At 58.7% G+C, this 18,712-nt stretch carries 16 protein-coding genes; 6 read left to right on the top strand and 10 right to left on the bottom strand.

Annotation, left to right across the window (positions count from 1 at the left end; translation table 11 throughout):
- Positions 1 to 75: 75 nt before the first annotated feature.
- A complete protein-coding gene (locus ABIB95_RS40965; protein ID WP_354116385.1) occupies positions 76 to 669 on the bottom strand; it encodes a Rossmann-fold NAD(P)-binding domain-containing protein in 594 nt (197 codons plus the stop codon).
- Positions 670 to 687: 18 nt separating this feature from the next.
- Here ABIB95_RS40965 and ABIB95_RS40960 point away from each other — a divergent pair, with 18 nt between their 5' ends.
- Entirely contained in the window at positions 688 to 1,386 is a 699-nt protein-coding gene (locus ABIB95_RS40960; protein ID WP_354116386.1) for a GntR family transcriptional regulator, read from the top strand.
- Between the two features lie 191 nt (positions 1,387 to 1,577).
- Positions 1,578 to 2,975 (top strand): MFS transporter, encoded by a 1,398-nt coding sequence (locus ABIB95_RS40955; RefSeq protein ID WP_354116387.1) that lies wholly within the window; start codon positions 1,578 to 1,580, stop codon positions 2,973 to 2,975.
- A gap of 246 nt (positions 2,976 to 3,221) precedes the next feature.
- Here ABIB95_RS40955 and ABIB95_RS40950 read toward each other — a convergent pair whose 3' ends face one another.
- Both ABIB95_RS40950 and ABIB95_RS40945 read right to left on the bottom strand, forming a co-directional pair.
- Entirely contained in the window at positions 3,222 to 4,493 is a 1,272-nt protein-coding gene (locus ABIB95_RS40950; protein ID WP_354116388.1) for an alpha/beta hydrolase fold domain-containing protein, read from the bottom strand.
- Positions 4,494 to 4,809: 316 nt separating this feature from the next.
- Complete coding sequence (locus ABIB95_RS40945) at positions 4,810 to 5,559, bottom strand: GntR family transcriptional regulator (RefSeq protein ID WP_354116389.1); 750 nt, start codon at positions 5,557 to 5,559, stop codon at positions 4,810 to 4,812.
- Between the two features lie 37 nt (positions 5,560 to 5,596).
- Here ABIB95_RS40945 and ABIB95_RS40940 point away from each other — a divergent pair, with 37 nt between their 5' ends.
- Together ABIB95_RS40940 and ABIB95_RS40935 are read left to right on the top strand one after the other, a co-directional pair.
- The gene (locus ABIB95_RS40940; protein ID WP_354116390.1) at positions 5,597 to 6,376 is read left to right on the top strand and encodes an SDR family oxidoreductase; all 780 of its coding nucleotides are present in this window, start codon (positions 5,597 to 5,599) and stop codon (positions 6,374 to 6,376) included.
- 39 nt (positions 6,377 to 6,415) lie between these two features.
- The gene (locus ABIB95_RS40935; protein ID WP_354116391.1) at positions 6,416 to 7,360 is read left to right on the top strand and encodes a VOC family protein; all 945 of its coding nucleotides are present in this window, start codon (positions 6,416 to 6,418) and stop codon (positions 7,358 to 7,360) included.
- Between the two features lie 177 nt (positions 7,361 to 7,537).
- Here ABIB95_RS40935 and ABIB95_RS40930 read toward each other — a convergent pair whose 3' ends face one another.
- The 3 genes from ABIB95_RS40930 to ABIB95_RS40920 all read right to left on the bottom strand — a co-directional run bounded on the left by ABIB95_RS40930 (position 7,538) and on the right by ABIB95_RS40920 (position 10,322).
- Positions 7,538 to 8,743, bottom strand: a complete 1,206-nt coding sequence (locus ABIB95_RS40930) for an ABC transporter substrate-binding protein (protein WP_354116392.1) — start codon at positions 8,741 to 8,743, stop codon at positions 7,538 to 7,540.
- A gap of 128 nt (positions 8,744 to 8,871) precedes the next feature.
- A complete protein-coding gene (locus ABIB95_RS40925; protein ID WP_354116393.1) occupies positions 8,872 to 9,402 on the bottom strand; it encodes a nuclear transport factor 2 family protein in 531 nt (176 codons plus the stop codon).
- Positions 9,403 to 9,458: 56 nt separating this feature from the next.
- Entirely contained in the window at positions 9,459 to 10,322 is an 864-nt protein-coding gene (locus tag ABIB95_RS40920; RefSeq protein ID WP_354116394.1) for a fumarylacetoacetate hydrolase family protein, read from the bottom strand.
- A gap of 408 nt (positions 10,323 to 10,730) precedes the next feature.
- On the opposite strand from ABIB95_RS40920, the gene ABIB95_RS40915 reads away from it, so the two are divergent.
- Entirely contained in the window at positions 10,731 to 11,429 is a 699-nt protein-coding gene (locus ABIB95_RS40915; RefSeq protein WP_354116395.1) for a GntR family transcriptional regulator, read from the top strand.
- An 87-nt stretch (positions 11,430 to 11,516) separates the two neighbouring features.
- Positions 11,517 to 13,154: a class I adenylate-forming enzyme family protein gene (locus ABIB95_RS40910; protein WP_354121707.1), complete on the top strand. Its 1,638-nt coding sequence runs from the start codon at positions 11,517 to 11,519 to the stop codon at positions 13,152 to 13,154.
- A gap of 265 nt (positions 13,155 to 13,419) precedes the next feature.
- Here the strand turns inward: ABIB95_RS40910 and ABIB95_RS40905 are convergent, their stop codons facing one another.
- From ABIB95_RS40905 to ABIB95_RS40890, 4 genes are all read right to left on the bottom strand, one after another.
- A complete protein-coding gene (locus tag ABIB95_RS40905; RefSeq protein WP_354121706.1) occupies positions 13,420 to 14,271 on the bottom strand; it encodes a 3-hydroxyacyl-CoA dehydrogenase family protein in 852 nt (283 codons plus the stop codon).
- Positions 14,272 to 14,720: 449 nt separating this feature from the next.
- Positions 14,721 to 16,511, bottom strand: coding sequence for an acyl-CoA dehydrogenase (locus tag ABIB95_RS40900; RefSeq protein ID WP_354116397.1), 1,791 nt, complete (start codon positions 16,509 to 16,511; stop codon positions 14,721 to 14,723).
- Positions 16,512 to 16,591: 80 nt separating this feature from the next.
- Entirely contained in the window at positions 16,592 to 17,374 is a 783-nt protein-coding gene (locus tag ABIB95_RS40895; protein WP_354116398.1) for an enoyl-CoA hydratase/isomerase family protein, read from the bottom strand.
- Positions 17,375 to 17,390: 16 nt separating this feature from the next.
- Positions 17,391 to 18,611: a thiolase family protein gene (locus ABIB95_RS40890; RefSeq protein ID WP_354116399.1), complete on the bottom strand. Its 1,221-nt coding sequence runs from the start codon at positions 18,609 to 18,611 to the stop codon at positions 17,391 to 17,393.
- Between the last annotated feature and the right edge of the window lie 101 nt (positions 18,612 to 18,712).

The raw sequence follows: 18,712 nt of genomic DNA, 5'->3' as shown, positions 1-18,712 counted from the left end.
TCGGCACAAACTCTTGACCGGCAGCGAACTGGCAATGCGGGCGCGGTTCAACCATGGTGATACCGTGCTGGGCCATTACGCTCGGCCAGATTTCTGGCGATCGGTGTCGAGCACCAGATTGTTGATCGACACATTGTTCGCGGCCAACGCTCGCGAGAGAGTCTTCGCAGCAGCTATCAGTCCCGCTCGCGCGCCGGAGAAAGCTCTAGGATCGAATACGTCGCTTTCACAATCGCCGAGGTTATATCGAGGGTCCACCCGAATTGTCGCGAGCGCATACCAACCGGCAACGTGGAAAGGCGCGAGTATCTTCAGCTCGATCGTCGCGCTCCATGCGGCGTGGTTGGGGCGGACAAAACTGCCGGGCGCCGGCCGCGATCGTTGTCGATGTCCGGTTCGGGGCACGCCTCCACCAGATTCGACCGAGCCGCTTTCCATGGTGATATGCGCCTCGGATAGCCCGTCAGCGCGCTGGATTGCCGCTCGCTCGCTGGTGAGAACGCGGCACCACGCGGGCGCCAGCGGCGGCGCACAGGCAAGTACCAAATCCTTGGAAGACGCGCAGACGATAACCGTCCTTCCACCCAGTCCCGGATCCATTGTTCCACCGGAATATATTATTGACTTTTCATGGCAGTAATATCTATATTTTTTGGTGATGACAAACATTTTCTTTTTTATGACCCCATGAAAACTGCCCTCTCTACCGAGACGTTGGCTACGGCCACGTATTTGAAACTGCGCACTGACGTGATCGCGGGGACGTTTCCGTTCGGCGCGAAGCTCAAGATTCTCGAGCTCTGTGAACGTTATGAGGTCAGTACTGCGCCTATGCGCGAGGCGCTGAATCGGGCTGCAAAGGACGGCATCGTCAGCCAATCGGAACAGCGCGGATTCTCCGTCGCCCCCTTGAGTGTGGAGGATCTTGACGACCTGCTTCAGACGCGCCTGCTCCTGAATGAAATCGGCCTCCGGCGCTCCTTCGAGTTCGGTGGAGCTGCATGGGAAGAGCAGGTTCTGGTTTCGTGGCATCGCCTTTCTCGTATTTCCTACACACCGGGGGCGATCGATCCTGCTTGGGAAAGCGCGCATCGTGTCTTTCACCGATCACTCATCTCGGCATGCAAAGCGCCACGGATCATCACCTATTGTGACCAGCTGTTCGACAGCGCGGATCGCTACCGGTTCATGGCGAGGACCGCTCCAGCCAAGGAGCCTCGCTTTGATGATCACAAATCGATCACGGACGCCGTTATTGCGCGGCAGCCGGACGAAGCTGTCGCGCATTTGAAGCGGCATTTCCAGGAAACGGCCGATCGCTGCAGGGCGCGGCTCCTGCCCCAGGATGAGACGCAATCCGCCGCGAGCGAGCGCCCGGACTGCTGACAACTTAACGCAAGCGAGCAAGAACGACGATTGGGAAGAAACGATTGGCCGACGACTTGAGGAAATGCAGACTCTGACTCTCGTTGTTCCGCGACGAGAGATTGCGTTCGGCGCAGAGGCTCATAAGAAAGCCCGCGCCCCTGTCGGCCAGCAACAAGACGAAACGCAAGAGAAGTCCTGGGAGGGACCTCATGAAACTGACAGGCGGCGTCGCCAGCATCCGCAGCGCGAAAGTTAAACTGAACGATCCGAATTCTGTCGATCTCGACCAATTTGTCGACGATCGCCCCATAAGCGCATTTCATATCAACCTGGTGATTTGGCCGCTGATCACGATGATTGCCGACGGGTTCGATCTCGTCGTCATGGGATTTTCAGCGCCGGAGATCATCAACGCATTCCATATCGATCGCGGCTCTATGGGTTGGATTCTGAGCGCGAGCCTGATCGGCATGCTGATCGGAACACCGATCGCCGGATATCTGGGGGATCGATTTGGCAGGAAGCCGCTGGTCGTGGCTGCAACGTTGCTGTTCGGCGCGGCTACTTGGGTGACCGTATTTGCTGATACCGCAACTCACTTTTTCGTTTTGAGATTTGTTGCAGGATTGGGTTTGGCGGGCATCATCCCAAATGTCACGGCTCTCGTGTCCGAATCGATTCCGCGCGCATCGCGCGGGTCATTGCTCGTTATCGTCCAACTTGGCGTTCAAGTCGGAGCCTTGGTCCCCGGCCTCGTCGCCGCCTATCTTGTTTCGAAATTGGGATGGCCAATCCTCTTTCATGTCGGAGGTGCCTGCCCGATCCTGCTGGCACTCGCGCTAGTCTTCCTGTTGCCGGAATCGATCAAGTTCCTTGCGCTCGACCCCAAACGCCGCTCCAAGGTATTAAAGATGGCTCGTGCGATCGATCGAAACGTCGCATGGGATGATGCGACCCGCATCGTTCAGCATGTTCCGGACGCAAAAGCCTCTCTGTCTCCCATCGTGCCGTATCGGAATGGGATGCATGCAATAACGCCCCTTCTTTGGGCGCTCGCGGCCATCGGCCTGTTCACAAATTTGCTGATCGCGAGTTGGGCACCGACCGTGTTGCGAGATCTGGGTCTCGTGCCAGCGAGCGCCGCGTTGACTGTCACTTTCTTTGCCCTGGGAGGCTTGGTCGGTAGCTTGGTTATGACGCTGGTATTTAGCCGCTACGGATTCCTGGCAGTCGCCATTTTCTACCTGATAGCGGTGCCGGTCATTGCCGCAATTGGATATGTCGATCGCGGCCGGCTTCCCTGGCTGATCTTTGTTGCCGGTATCTGTGTGTCGGGAACACAGTCCGCGATCAACTCCGCATTCGGCATGCTGTACCCAACGCCGATACGTGGCAACAGTATAGGATGGGGGATGGCGATCGGCCGGTTGGGCTCAATATTCGGTCCACTCTTTGGCGGCTTCTTGATGGGACGGCATGTCACCGGAGACCAATTTTTTGCCATCGCCTCTGTACCGATCGCCATCGGAATCTGCGTTGCCGTCGTGCTTACCTATCTATGCCGGCAGCGATTCCATTCCTGGTCACTGAACGACATGCCCCTCTAATTCTAAAACTGGCCGGCGACAAACTCGGAAGTGGAATCCTGCGGATTCCCGAGTTTCGAACGGGCAGCACTGATTTGGTCGGACGGGCTGCGTCTGACCAGCGGGCTTACGCGCGCCGAAGCAGCAACAGCGCGCGCCCCTTCGCCGACTGCACGATGCTTTTTTGGACGCAGTCTGCCAGCCCAATAAGATTTCTCCGACCGTCGGTCGCAGCCGTATCGCAAGTTCGTCCGATGCCGCTATGCGTCAATATTGAGTGAGCTGCCCGGAAACGTACAGCCACTTGCCGTTCCTTCGGATGGCGACCTGCTGGCAGCAGCCATTCATGATTTTCCCGCTCGCGAATTCGTTAAGCTGGTTCCCGGTCATGATCGCGGTATCATCGTAAATCCGGATGTCAAGATTTGAACGCGTGACTCTGCGCGGGTTCTTGGCGATTCCTGACAGATAGTCGTGCCGGTCATCGATCCGACCGGATGCATGGATATGCCGATAACCGCCGGTCAGCAGTTCGCCGAGCGCCGCGATGTCGCCATTGGACAGGGCTGCGCATCGCCGCTGTTCGAGTTCGAAAAGCTGTTCCATCGATCTGTCAGTCGTTGATGGCGTGTTGCCAAGTTCTGGAATGTTGCCGGCGGACAGCACGAAACGGAGCACCGGTTCACTGACACTGGTGTCGTCGGTATTGAACGAGCAGATTTGCGATATGTGCCCGTGCCCGATCGCCCTAAGTAATTGCGGGCAGATCGCGGCCCTGCCGGCCAGGGCGGCGAAAAGTTCGCCTGCCTGAACCTGCATTTGGGCTGGATCATGTTCGGCGTAAACGATCAGCGCTGCCACGTCAGTAGCATCGATCAGGCGGACCGTCGCCATGTCAGGATACTTCGAAAAATCCGCGCCGAAATACCCCTCGTTTCGCAGATCGGGCGCCGGGATGCCGAATGCGCTGGCCGCCCGCTTTTCCAGCGCAACGTCATAGGAACCCGAGACCAGGACGATACCCGCCGCGCCGAGCGGCTTGCCGTCGTGAAAGCGGGAGACCAGTGCGGCCAGAGCGACATGGGCCGCCCCGGCTGACTCTCCCATCAGCACGATGCGCCCGGAGTCGGCTCCGAGGCTGTCCGCGTTTTGTTGCGCCCAGCGCAGGGCGGCCACGACATCCTCCGCGCCTGATGGCCATCGATCCCGCGGAGCCAGCCGGTAGTTTGCGATCAGCGTGACTACGCCGTGACGCGCGAAGAAATAGCCGATGTTGCTGCGGTCCGCTTTGTCGCCGCGGCTGTAACCGCCGCCGTGAAAGAAGATGACGACGGGACTTGTCCGCCGCGCCGCCGCCGGCCGATAGATATCTAGAGCAAGCCGCTCCGCATCGCCGTATCGAACATCGCGAGCGAGGTCGACGCCCTCCGTCGGCTGGCTCGCCAGCGCTTCCGCGTAGATCATTGCCGTGCCGACCGGGTCGATCACCGAGCCGATGGCGCGTATCTTCGCCGCCACGTCAGGCGGTGGCGAAGCCATTGGCGGACCAGGCTGGCTTGCTCCCGTCATCGTGCCGCGGCTTTCTCGTCGATGCTCAAAGCGTTGAACCTTTCCCAGCACTGCCGCCAGAGCGCGGCGGCGGCGCTGGAGACGCCCATTCCATCGCGGAGTCTGACGCTGCGAATGTTATCGACGGTGGCGCGCGCGGCGCCGCCGTCTCGATGGTAGTAAGGGGCCAGCCGAACCGCACAGCGATTCATGATCAATTCTCGGGGTGCCGACACAGCGGCGGCTCCAATAAAAGCTGCGACATGGTGATGCCAGCTGCAGTGCTTGTCGCTCGTGGGAGTCGCGCTCACGAGCGCGAGCGTGCGGGTGGCTGGGCGCGCCCTTCAAGCATCAGTTGCTCCCTGCACCGGTTGGCGGTTTCCGTGAAATGTTCGCTCAGCAGCGCTACCGCATCGTCCGGCCGGCGCGCGATCACGGCATCGGTGATCAGCTTGTGGTCATTGCGGCGCGGCGCGCGGGTGCGCGAGGTCCGCGCCATGAAGCGATAACGGTCATTGCTGTCGAACAGCTGGTCGCAATAGGCGATGACGCGCGGCGCGCGGCAGGCAGACAGCAGGCTCGCGTGAAACAACCGGTGTGCGCGCTCCCAGGCCGCCTCGGTCGAGACCGGGTTGTAGGGGATGCGATCCAGCCGCATCCATGCCAGCATGACCTGTTCTTCCCATTCGTGGCCGCCGAATTCGAAGGACTTGCGTAGCGCATACTCATTCAGCACCAGGCGGGTCTGCAACAGGTCGTCGAGGTCCTCCACGCTGAGGGGCGCGACCGAAAAGCCACGCTGGTCCGACTGCTGGACCAGGCCATCCTTGGCCGCCCGGTTGAGCGCCTCCCGCATCGGCGCGGCGCTCACCCCGTAGCGCTCGCACAGCGCGCCGATCTTTAGCTTCCGGCCAAACGGAAATATGCCGCCGATCACTTCGGCACGGAGCTTCTGATATGCCGCCGTGGCCAGCGTTTCTGATGGAACCACAGGTTTCATGGAAATGCCCGTCGCGAAAAAAGCCAGTTGATCGTTATCAATAATATCTATATTCATGGTTATTTAGGCTAGCAATATATATTTGGAGGCAGTCTTGGACCTGGGCATCAAAGGGCGGACGGCGCTGATTTGTGCGTCCTCCAAGGGGTTGGGGCTTGCCTGCGCAATCGCGCTGGCTCGCGAAGGCTGCCGGGTCTTCATCAATGGCCGCGACGAGGCCCGACTGGTCGATGCGGTTGCGGAAATCGAACGCGCGGTCGGAAAGAAGGTCACGGCGCTGCAGGCCGACATCGCCGAGGAGAGCGGGCGTGAGGTTCTGATCGCGGCCTGCCCGGACCCGGACATCCTGATCAACAACAATCACGGTCCCTCGCCCGGCAACTTCGTCGAGTTGGGCCACGACGACTGGATCGAGGCGGTCGATCAGAACATGCTGGCGCCGCTGCTTCTGATCCGGGCCGTGCTGCCCGGCATGCGGCAGCGCAAGTTTGGACGCATCGTCAACATCACCTCCGCGATGGTGAAGTCGCCTCACCCGTCAATGGAGCTTTCCTGCGGTGCCCGCGCCGGGCTTACCGCCGCCTGCAAGGCGCTGTCGGTGAGCGTTGCTGCCGACAACGTGACCATCAACAACCTACTGCCCGAGCGCATCGATACCGACCGCCAGCGTTTCATGGCCGAGCGGATGGTGAAACAGCACGGCATCACCTTTGAGGAGGCGCGCACGCGGATCGCCGAATCGCTGCCGGCGAAGCGGTTCGGGCGACCGGAGGAGTTCGGCGATGCTTGCGCGTATCTGTGCAGCGCTCAGGCCGGTTTCATCACCGGGCAGAACCTGCAACTGGACGGCGGCTCATACCGCGGGCTCGTCTGAATTTCAGAACTACGAAAACATCAGCGGAGGCCCCATCTAATGCCGATCCCGAAGCCAGTCTACCGGCCACCTTTCAATATTACCCGTGCCAGCCACGTCGTGCTGCGGGTCAAGGATCTTGCAAGCAGCAAGGCCTTCTATGTGGACACGCTGGGCTTCGTGGTCAGCGGCGAGGACGACGGCCGGCTCTATCTCCGCGGACTCGAAGAGGCCTGCCATCACAGCCTAGTACTGGAACAGGGCGAGGCGCCGTGCGCGCTACGCGTCGCGTTCCGCGTGCTGACCGAGGAGGACCTTGAGATCGCCGCGCAGCACTTCACCAAAGCGGGCCTGGTGCCATCGTGGGTGGCGGTGCCGCATCAGGGCCGTACGCTGCATGTCAACGACGCCGTCGGCTCGCCGCTCGAAATCTGCGCCACCATGGAAACGCGGCAACGGCTGATTTTGCAAGCCAGCCAATTCCACGGTGCCTGTCCGCAGCGCCTCGATCATTTCCAGATCGTCACGCCGCACGTGGCTCGGGCGCTCGATTTTTACTATAGCATGGGTTTCCGGCTGTCCGAATACGTCTCGCTGGAAGGGTCGAACGAACCCGACTTCGTTTTCCTGCAGCGCAAGGGCAATCCGCACGACATCGTCTTTGTGCCGGGACAGGGGCCGCGGCTGCACCACGCGGCATTCATGGTGCCGGAAGCGCACCACCTGATGTTCATCTGCGATCTGCTGGCGGAAAAGGGCTACGGCCGCAACATTGAGTTCGGCCCGTGCCGGCATTTCGCCCCGGGCTACGCGCGTTTCGTCTACCTGCGCGATCCCGACGGCCATCGCATCGAGTTGTTCAACACCCACTACCAAACCATGGACATCGAGGACGAGCCGATCCGCTGGGAAATGACCAAGCTCCTCGCAGGCGGCTGGGGCCCTGCGCCGCCCGAATCCTGGCAGACCCAGGCGATGCCATTTGAGGATGCTTCGGTGGAGTAGGTCGTGTGCTCGATGAGAGAGACGCGGACTGAATCATTTGATGAACGGCGGCCGGAGCGCGATAGGCCTGGAAGTCGGCCTGCCTAATTGTTCTGTGACATGATCAAACAGCAGCCCCGTAGCCGGATGTTTTTCATCATGTGCACGTCACAAAGCGAGCGCGGCCAGCCAACCGCCCTAGTCCATGTTGAGGATAGGGCCGAACCGCAACCAACTCGAACCGTCGAACCGATGCATCTGCATTTGTCTAATCGGATAGTGATTGATGGGCGACGTCGTGAGGGTAATGCCCGGCAACAGAAGCCCGAGCTCAAGATGATCGAGACTTTCTGCCTGCCTCAAGACGTTCGCCCGGGTCAATTCGTCGCCGCATCGTTCGAGCACGTGCACGAGCGCTTGGGCAGACATGAATCCATACGCTAAGAGAGCATTGCTCTTGTTCTCTTGGGGCATGTACGTGGCCAGGAAGGCGAGAAATTCCTTCATGCCCGGATCGTCCGCCCAGTTAGGATCGTCGGGATCCTTGGTGTAGTGCGCAGTCAGAATATCCTTCGAGTTATCGAGCCCAGCGGGCTTGAGCACAGAACCTACTGAAGCCGACGCACTTTGCAGGATATGTACGGGCTTCCAGCCCATCTCGGCAGCCTTCCTGATCGCCATAGCTGCGAATTTAGCTGGAGTAAGATTGGCAAACACTTCGACGCCGGCTGCGCGCATCTCCACGAGGCGCGAATCGATCGTGGGCTCGGTGGACTCGTAGGTCAGTTCGGCAACAATGTTCGATGATGCTTTGCCGAGGCCGTGCTTGAACCCGACAATGTTGTCGCGTCCGAACCCATCATTCGGAAACAGTACGCCGATCTTGGCGTTGGGATAGTTCTCCGCGATGTAGCGGCCGTAAAGGTGAGCCTCGCCCTGGGTGTGCGGCTGAAGGCCCATCGACCAAGGATATTGTACATGATCTCCGAACAGGGTGCCGCCTGCAGCAATAAACAGCTGCGGCACGCGCTTGGCGTTAACATACTTGATGATGGCCAAATTGGTAGGCGTGCCCATCTGGCTGAACAGCAGAAGCACCTCATCGGCCTCAATTAGCTTGCGAACTTGTTCGACCGTTTTCGGAGGGCTATAGGCGTCGTCATAAGAGAGGAATTCGATCTTGCGGCCATTGATTCCGCCCCGCTCATTGATCATCTTGAAATAAGCGGCTTGGATGTGGCCAATGATTGCGTAGGCCGAATTGGGTCCACTGTAGGGATCGGTATTTCCGATCCTGATCGTGGTGTCGCTCGCGCCAGAATCGTATTTCTTTTCAGCACGAGCTATCTGCGCGTTGACAATCATGAGCGCGGCGGCAAGCAGGCTGACAGCCTTGTTTGACATTTCCCACCTCGGGCTTTTTAGGCAGTGCGCGGACTGACGTCGAAGCGCACGCGAATCGCTGCTCAACCACCCCGATCCCCTCTCGTTTCAGATAGCCAAATAGCAAGGCATGCTTCGTCGATGTGAGCTTATTTGAGCCGGGTCACCACTGCAGCGTCACCTTCCGGAAAAGTGATCGTCATCGAGTTATCTGGAATGAAATCGTGATCATTGACGGCGCCGTCTTTGCGGAACATCTCGTATGCGATCTCGCGTTCGATCTTGCCGTCCTTCATCTGGAACACATGGGTCAGCCGCACCGACATGCGGGTTCCAATTGGAAAGGGGACATTAGGCATTTCATCTCCAACTAACGTCGCAACACTAACTTGATCGTCGAACACGAACGTCTCGGTGGCGAAGCGCCGGATCGGAGTAGTCCTGTGGTACACAACAGAACGGAAAATTCCGTGATACGCCTTCAGGATCTCGCTCTTGTCGGTCATCACGATCCCGCGGTTAGGTGCCTCCCAAGTGACCTTGTCGGCGTACAGCGCAATTGCCTCATCGATATGTTCAGGATTTTCGTTGTGAAAATGAGCTTCGACCGCGCGCAAATTCCGCTCGATAATCTGCTCGCGGGTAAGCGCGCTGTCGGGCAGCAATGTCTCGACCTTCATGAGAACACGTCCTGCTTCTGCGGGTCTGCCCATTGGCGTCCTTTCCTTAATGGTGATTATCCGCGGTGGCTTGCATCGACGATTGGATTGGTCACACTGCCCAAGCCTGAGATGCTCACTGTGACGCTATCGCCTGGCCGCATCAGAATTCGGGGATTGCGGCTGTAACCTACTCCATCAGGCGTTCCAGTGAGTAAGACATCGCCCGGCCTCAGAGTGACATGGCGCGATGCAAAAGCGGCAATATCGCCGACGCTGAAGACCATGTCGTCGGTAGTCCCGGATTGCATCGTCTGTCCGTTAACGCGAGTCTCAAGCGTTTGCCCGCGATAGCTATATTCGTCGGCTGTCACCACGACGGAGCCGATCGCACCACTTTTGTCCGGATTCTTGCCCAGGCACCACTGGCCGGTAGACAGCTTGGTCATTTGGACCTGTGATGCCCGCGCGCTAATATCGTTCGCGACGGTGTAACCAAGCATCGAGCGCTCGGCCTTTCTGGCCTCCACATCGATCAGAGTGTCACCGACGATCGCCGCTAACTCCACCTCCCAGTCTAGGCCTTCGGGCTCCGCCCGTGGGACCGGCACCGGCGAGCCGTCGACGACCAATTCTGATGTCCACCGTGCAAAAAGATTCGGGAACTCGGGCGTAGGAAGGTTCGATTCCTTCCCGTGCGCGACATAATTGATCGCAGCACAAATGATCTTGGCGCCGATCGGCACTGGAGGCGCCAAATCGAGTTCGGCAAGAGACATGGTGCCCTTGAATTGTGAACGGGCACGCTCTTTCCATTTGGGAACGTGGTCGTAGAAGCTATCGATGTCAGTCAGAGGCGCGACCTTGTCGTCCACGAGTACGCCCATCGCAATCTTGCGGCGCATCGCTCGGCCTTCAGGATAATATGAAACAAGACGCATTGGTTCTCCCTGGTAGACAGTCGTTGCTCAGCGACCTGACGTGAGTCGGCACTGCTGTCGCGGGCTCTAGCTGAAGGGCGAAAACAATGTTCGCCCGCATGAGCAATCCGATTGCGTCCCGATTATGCGGGCTTGTATCCGTTCCCTACAGTAGTGCTGACCGCAAAGGCGGTCAACATGATTATATATATTTAGAGGTTCGTATATTATACGCTTCTTGGAGGAGCTTCCGAGCCCGCCGCTGATCCGGGGTAAGCCGCTCATCCCACAGCTGAAGGTGATGGAATATGGCAAAATTGCTAAATAGGGATGCCTCGGTCAATGTATGCAATTGGCCAGATTCTATAAACTGGAACCAGACATATGTCTTCCGTTAAGACTTTAGCCGTCGCTGGCGGCAAGAGGACCATGGCCTCCATCCTGACCGAGAGGTTGCGCCAGGATGTGCTGAGTGGGGCCCTCAAAGCCGGCGCCCGACTGACCATGAGGGATTTGGCTGAGCGTTACGATGCGGGTGCCATTCCATTGCGCGAGGCGCTGTCACGCTTGTCATCGACCGGCTTCATCACGGTGGAGGATCAACGTGGATTCAGGGTTGCCGAAATATCGGACGAGGAGGTTGTGGATGTCCAGACACAGCGTGCCGAACTGGAGTGTATCGCGCTGCGCAAGTCGATAGAAACTGGATCTCTTCAATGGGAGATCGATCTCATCTCCTCCTATCATGCACTGCTACATATCCAGTTACGACTCAGCGGCCAACCCTTGGCGAACAATCCGGATTGGGAAGCACAGCACTGCAAATTTCATTTCCATCTTGTTTCCGCGTGCGGGTCGAAATGGCTGCTGCATTTCATTCAAACACTTATTGAACACAGTTCGAGATATAGGCAGGCAGCTTCCATCGTCTTCAGTGCCAACTCCGGAAAACGCGATGTCGGAGCTGAGCACAAGGCCATCGTCGACGCCGCCGTGGCCCGCGATGCGGATTTGGCGTGCGCGCTGTTACGCGCCCATCATAGAACGACCACCGAATATGTAGTGGAGATGATCAGAAAGGCTCAAGACGCCGAAGTTAGCCGCGTTGATAAAGAAGAAAGGCCTTAGGCAATGCAGTGGCTGCTGGAAAAGATGAATGCCTGAGCGCGGGGACGAGTGCTCTCGCGGATGAAACAGTGAAGACGGAAACTCGAGATGCAAGACGGTATTTGGACGGACAACGGCTTGGGCGGAACGCCCCGTGCCGAAATGCATTATGATGGCCGGATGATGCTGTGTTTCCCCGAACGGCCTACCACGCTCGTGGAGATGTTCAACGATCTCGTGCATCGCGTTCCACACAGACCGGCCATCGTCGAGGATCGCGCGATTAGCTATCGCGAGCTGGATCATCTGGTCGGCGCGATCAGCGCCAATCTCGCCGGCCTCGGCATGGCGCGCGGCGACCGCGTCGCATTGTTCCTGGGAAACTGCTGGGAATTCCTGGCCTGCGTGATCGCCTGCAACCGGATCGGCGTCATCGTGGTTCCGATTGGCACGCGTCAGCGACGGGCTGAGCTGACCTTCCTACTGAATGACAGCGACGCCAAGGCACTGGTCTTTGAGAGCGATCTCGTCGATGCCGTTCCGCCGCCGCAAGACGTGCCCTCGCTCACCCACCGGTTTGCTATCCGCGGGGCGGCTGCCGATGCAAGGCCGTTTGCCGATCTGCTTGCCCCGAACGCGTCTACAGCCCGAGCCGCGGACCTGTCGGAAGAAGACGTTGCCATTATCCTCTATACGTCTGGCACCACAGGGCGCACGAAGGGTGCGCAGCTGACGCATCTCGGCATCATCCACTCCGCCCTCACCTTCGCGCGCTGTCATGGATTGGACGAGAGGGACCGCGCGCTGGTTGCTGTCCCGTTGTCGCACATCACCGGGCTGGTCGGGGTCGCGCTCTCGATCATGGTTGTCGGCGGCTGCGTCGTGCTGATGCGTCAGGCGTTCAAGACTTCGGACTTTCTCGCTCTCGCAAGCCGCGAGAAGATCACCTATTCGATCCTCGTTCCGACCATCTATACGCTATGCGTGATGTCGCCGGAGCTCGGGAATCACGATCTGTCTGCCTGGCGGATCGGTTGTTTCGGCGGCGCGCCGATGCCCGTGGCCACAATCGAGATGCTGGCGGTGAAATTGCCTCACCTCCAACTCCTCAACGCTTATGGCGCGACCGAGACGACCTCGCCGGCGACCATCATGCCGGGAACGCAATGGCGCGGACACATCGACAGTGTTGGCATGACCGTTCCATGCGGCCGGATCAAGGTGGTCGACGACGAAGGGATCGAGGTCCCTCGCGGTACGCCAGGCGAGCTGTGGATCGCTGGCCCGATGGTGGTCCCCGGCTATTGGCGGCGGCCCGATGCAAACCAAAGCGAGTTCGTCGACGGCTTCTGGCGTTCGGGTGACATCGGCACGATGGATGCCGAGGGGTTTGTGCGCGTATTCGATCGCAAAAAGGACATGATCAACCGCGGCGGCTTCAAGGTGTTCAGTGCCGAGGTCGAGAACGTGCTCTGCAGTCTCGATGGCGTCCTGGAATGCGCTATCGTTGGTCGTGCCGATCCCGTTCTTGGAGAGCGCGTGCACGCCGAGGTCGTAGTCGCCGAAGGAACCGTGCTCGCGGAATCAACCATCAAGAAATTCTGCGTCGAGCGGCTGTCGGACTACAAGGTGCCGGAAACGATCACGTTGCGTACCCTGCCCCTGCCACGCAACGCGAACGGTAAGATCTTGAAAGGAGAACTGCGGCAGAATGAAGCTGCTAAACCGCCACCGTTGCTGGACTGAACGCTAAGGGTCCGTGATCGAGATGGGAGATCATCCGCGGAGCCCGCTACGTCCCAATGTCCATCTTCGGAAAACGCAATCTTGGCCCGACATGGGTGCCGATTTGGTCGCGCCCGAGCTGCGGTCGCGCCGAGATCGTCATTGAGGCTCAGGACAAAGGCAGTGTCATGCTGCTTGACGGAGGATTTTGCGCCAAGTGGCCATACATGCCGTGCGGCGCTTGAGCCGAGCGCACGCACCTGAACAGACACTAGCATCGAGTTCCCTAGCGACTACCGGACGATCTCCAACCAGGTCTGCCCGCGCCGCCGACCAAACCTGCGCGGACTCGCTGCTTCATCAAGGGACGTGGCCGGAAGCGCTCGCCGTAGGCTTCATGCATAATTTCTTGTGCTTGCAAGCACAGACTCGATGTGGTCGCGTCCATCAGCTCGAAAGGTCCCATCGGATGCCCGAGCCCGAGACGACATACCGTATCGATTTGTTCGGGCGTCGCGACCCCCTCCTCCACGAGGCGGACAGCCTCGATCATGAAGATATGGAGAAGCCGGTTGACCGCAAATCCCGTCACGTCCCTGATCTCAACAGGTGTCTTGCCTGCCTCTGAGCATAGATGCTTTACGAAGTCGAGGGTCTCTGATGACGTGTCGAACGCCGGAATGATCTCAACCAGTTTCATTCGCGACACTGGCGAAAAATAATGAGTGCCGACAAATCGTGACCGGCGCGCCTCCCTAACATGAGTTGCCAGTGCCGAAATCGGGATCGTTGAGGTGTTGGTGGCAAAGATGCAATCGGAGCGGCAGATCTCGTCAAGTTCATGAAAGACATCAGCCTTGACGTCCTCGCGCTCGAAAACCGCCTCTGTGATAAAGTCACACGACACAAAGCGCTCGCGATCGACCGTCGTCTCAATACAGCCGAGAACGGCCTCCTTCTGGCCGGCCTCGTAGAAGCCACGGCCGACCCCCTTCTCATAAAGGCGATCGAGCCGCGCAATGGCGCTGTGAAGGGCTTCTTCCGATCTGTCGTTCAAGAGCACCGACTGCCCGGCACGCGCAAAAATGAAGGCGATTTCTGCCCCCATCAGCCCCGCGCCAACAATACCGATCTTCATTGGAAAGCTCCGCTAATTTTCCGCATTGGTTCGAGATAATGACTGGACGTGCTGAGTTCGCGTATTTGCGCAGCTGCAGCTTGCCCATCTTGCTGCGGTGAACGTCGTTTGGTCCATTCGCAAGCCGCAACGGATATGCGGTTGCATAGACGGCGGCCAATCCAAAATCGCTGCTGGTTACAACTCTCCTGCATCTGGATTGCCAAATCGACGACCTACCAAGTCTTGTTTGGCAGAGCGTCCTCTGCTCATCGCGATCTCTATCTTCGCCAGATCATCCAACGCCGGGCGTGAGCAGGCGCGCTATGCATCATAGTGCGCACTTCCCTGACACGCTCCTGCATCAAGATCAACTCGGGAGCTCCCTTGCCGAACCTAATGCGACTGGCCGTATGCGCAGTGGTTGCTCAGGCGAACTGCCGCGATTTCCGACATGCGTGCTTCCTCGCTCAAAACCACTGGGGTTGCATCAACAACGTCGTCTCGTCGAGGCTGTCGAGCAACGCCCGCTGGGTTCGGGCCTTTGGCAGTTCGTAAGAAAAGAAGAACTGGCAGGTTGTGATTTTACCTCGAAGGAAATCTGGATCGCCTTTGCCCGATTCCAACATCCGAACCGCGGTAACGGCTTGCGTCAACCACATCCATGCGACCACGATATGGCCCATCATGTCGAGGTAGACTGTTGCATTGGCAAGGGCGAGTCTTGGTTGGTCAGAGAGGATAGCAACGAGAGTTTCTGTCGTCGCGACCAATTCCGACAAATGGTCCGTCAGGACTTCTGCGTGGGAGCGAAGCGCCCCGATCTCCCTGGCTCTGCCAGCATCCGCCAAAATGCGGGCCACCAGGATCTTCAGCGCACTGCCGCCAGCCTGGATGACCTTCCGGCCAAGCAAGTCAAGCGCTTGCATGCCGTGCGTACCTTCGTGGATCGGGTTGAGACGATTGTCCCGATAGAGCCGCTCAACCGGGTAATCGCGCGCGTACCCATAACCGCCGAGTACCTGAATCGCATGCTTGTTGGCCTCCAGGCAAAACTCAGATGGCCAGGATTTTGCTAGCGGCGTCAACAGATCAAGCAGCAATTCGTCGTCGCGACGCTCAATTTCATCCGTGCCGGTACGGATCCGATCGACGAGCCTTGCAGCGTAGAGCAATAGCCCCAAAGCTCCCTGAACCGCAGCTTTTTGCATTAGGAGCAATCGCTTGATATCGGCATGCTCGATTATTGGGACTTGAGGAAGTGCGGCATTCTTACCGTCCGGATGGCGACCCTGAGCTCGTTCACGCGCGTAAGCGAGTGACACGCTGTAGCCGGCGGCTCCCAAGGCCGTGGCGCCAAGGCCAACGGCGATGCGTGCCTCATTCATCATCTGGAACATGTATGCGAGGCCCTTATTGGCCTCGCCTATCAGATAGCCGATGCACGGCGCATCTTCGCCGAAATGGAGCAACGTATTGGTTGTACCTCGATACCCCATCTTGTGATTGAGGCCAGCGAGCGCTATGCCGTTGCGACCGCCGAGCTTGCCATCGCTGGAAATAAGATACTTGGGAGCGATGAAGAGTGAAATTCCCTTCACGCCGGGCGGGCTCCCAGGAATTCTCGCCAGCACCATGTGAACGATGTTCTCGGAAATGTCCTGATCTCCACCTGATATCCACATCTTGCGGCCGTAAATGTGAAAATGACCGTCGGGTTGCGGTTCGGCGCGGGTTGTAATGTCCGACAGTGAAGAACCTGCCTGCGGCTCCGACAGGCACATCGTTCCGAAGAAGCGGCCTTCGACCATTGGTTTGAGGAAAGTATTCTTCTGTTCGGGCGAGCCGAACGCGGCGAGGAGGTTGGCTGCCGCGATGGTCAAGAGAGGATAGCCAGCCGTACTAATGTTTGCCGCTGAGAAGATATAAGCGCAGGCGCTGCGGACCGTCTCCGGCATTTGGGCCCCGCCCCATTCATTTTCGAAGCCGGCACCGAAAAATCCTGCATCCCTGTATGCAGCGAGCGCCTTGCCAACGCCAGCGCCCATCAGCACTCGGCCATCGACGAAGCGCGGCTCGTTCTCGTCGAGGTCAGCCGCGTGGGGCAGAAAATGTTCGACGGCAATACGTTCTGCCGAATCGAGCGCCGCTTCAATGCTCGGTCGATCGTAGTCGGCGTATCGCTGTGTCGCCTGCAGGTCATCTACGTGGAGCAGATCGAAGAGCTGGAACGCTAGATCGCGCCGATCGATAGTAATCAAGAGTGTCGCTCCAGGGTAAGAACTTGCCAACTCCCTCCGCGGTCTACGTCTATTTGGTGGGAGCGCGATGACATCGGTTGCTAACTTCCAGTGAACACTGGTGTCCTCTTCTCGAGAAAAGCTCTGGCGCCCTCTTCCTTGTCTTTCGTCGAGTAGCACAAGGCGAAGGCCTTGATTTCAGCCTGACAGGCCGCCTCTGTATCGGCGTCGACAGCAACCTTGAGCGAGGACTTCAGCTGCGCCAGCGCAAACGGTGAATGCGCGGCCAGCTTTAGGGCCAGCTCTTGAGCCGCGTCTGGCAAGTTTTCAGGTTCATGCATCGAGGCAATCAGACCCAGCTCAAGCGCACGCGAGGCCGATATGGGATCCCCTGTCATCGCGAGCAAGCGTGCAACCGACGCGCCGACCAACTTGGTTAGGCGTACCGTACCGCCGCCACCGGGAAGAATGCCAAGCTTGACTTCTGGCAGGCCAAACTGTGCCTTGCTCGATGCGATCCGAATATCACAAGCGAGAGCGAGTTCGAGACCTCCTCCCAAGCAGAAACCGTTGACCACGGCGACTACGGGTTTGGGACATTCCACCAAGGCGTCGGTGACGTGCTTGATCCGTGCCGCAATTGCGAGAGCATCCGCGGGAGAGGCGCCTACGAACTCGGAAATGTCGGCGCCTGCAATGAAAGCACGATCGCCCTCACCCGTTAGCTGCAAGACCCGCACCGCAGAATCAGATGACAGTTCGTTGATGGCGTCGAGCAACTGCTTCAAGACCGCTGCATTCAGGGCGTTGAGTGCTTTTGGTCTCCGCACTACGATCGTGCCTACAACGCCGTTGATCTGGGAAGTTACCAGTTTTTGAGTCACGATTGATTTCCTCCCGTTACGCGATCCGTTCGATCAGGACGGAAAGGCCCTGACCACCGCCCATACAGAGCGTCAGGACGGCACGATGGCCGTTGACGTCCTCGAGATGTTGTAGTGCGGTGATCGCCATCCGCACGCCCGTCGCGCCGGGTGGATGGCCGATTGAAATGCCGCCGCCATAAAGATTGGTAGCATCGCGCGGAACTCCGAGTTGTGCTTCCGCATGCAAGTTCACCGAAGCAAATGCTTCATTGACCTCAAAATAGTCGATGTCAGAAATCTTCAGGTTCTGGCGCTCAAGCAACTTACGTGTAGCGGGCACGGGACCACATCCCATTATGCGAGGCGGGACGCCGGCAATCGCGTAGTCAACGATTCTCGCGCGTGGTCGCACCCCCGCAGCTTCAGCTGCACCGCGCTGGGCAACTACGATGAACGCCGCTCCATCCGTCACACCACTGGAATTGGCCGGCGTGACCCTTCCTCCTTCGCGAAACACGGGCTTCATGGACGCAATCTTTTCCGGCGCGATCGTCGGTCGCGGAAACTCGTCCTTGTCGAAGGAACGCTTCGCCCTGCCGTCTGGCACATCAATCGGAGCGATCTGCCGGGCGAGAAAACCGCTGTCCGCCGCTGCTCCGGCTCGCCTTTGGCTGGTCAAAGCGAATTCGTCCATCGCCTCACGCGTGTACTGGTAGTCCTCGGCAAGGTTCTCCGCGGTCTCGCCCATGAGCTCCAGGCTCAGGGGGTCGCGATAGGTCCAATCTAGCGCGTCGATCATGATCTGCGGACCCCGCTTGACGCCCCAGCGAGCACCAGTGACAATGTAGGGTGCGCGCGAAAAGTTCTCGCCGCCGCCGGCCAGGGCCAGTTGTGAATGACCGCTGGCAATGTGTTCGGCAGCCGAAATGATGGCCTGAAGACCGGATCCGCAGGCGCGATTGACATTCATTGCCGTAGAAACGTCGGACAGTCCGGCCTTCAGAGCTATTGCGCGCGCCGCAAGGTAGCCCTCCTGGTCTACCGGAAGCACATTCCCCCAGACGAGGTGATCGATGCGCTCGGCGGCAAGTCCGCCGCGCTCCATTGTGGCACGCGCTGCATGCGCACCAAGTTCGATAAGCGGCACATCGCGGAGCGATTTCCCAAAATCACCGAACGGCGTACGCATGCCGCTCGCGATAACGATCTCAGTCATGACTGCTACCACCTTATTTCGCTTAATGCCGTTCTTCATGTCCTTAGGGCTACTGCATCGGTTTGCGAAGTCTCACCATGCTGCCCCGTTTGTTGCCGTACTCGGCATCTTTTCGGACGTAGATACCATGACCTGCTGTT

It is taken from the genome of Bradyrhizobium sp. LA2.1, assembly GCF_040547725.1.
GTDB classification, from domain to species: domain Bacteria; phylum Pseudomonadota; class Alphaproteobacteria; order Rhizobiales; family Xanthobacteraceae; genus Bradyrhizobium; species Bradyrhizobium barranii.
This window is presented reverse-complemented; position numbering and strand designations above follow the sequence as displayed.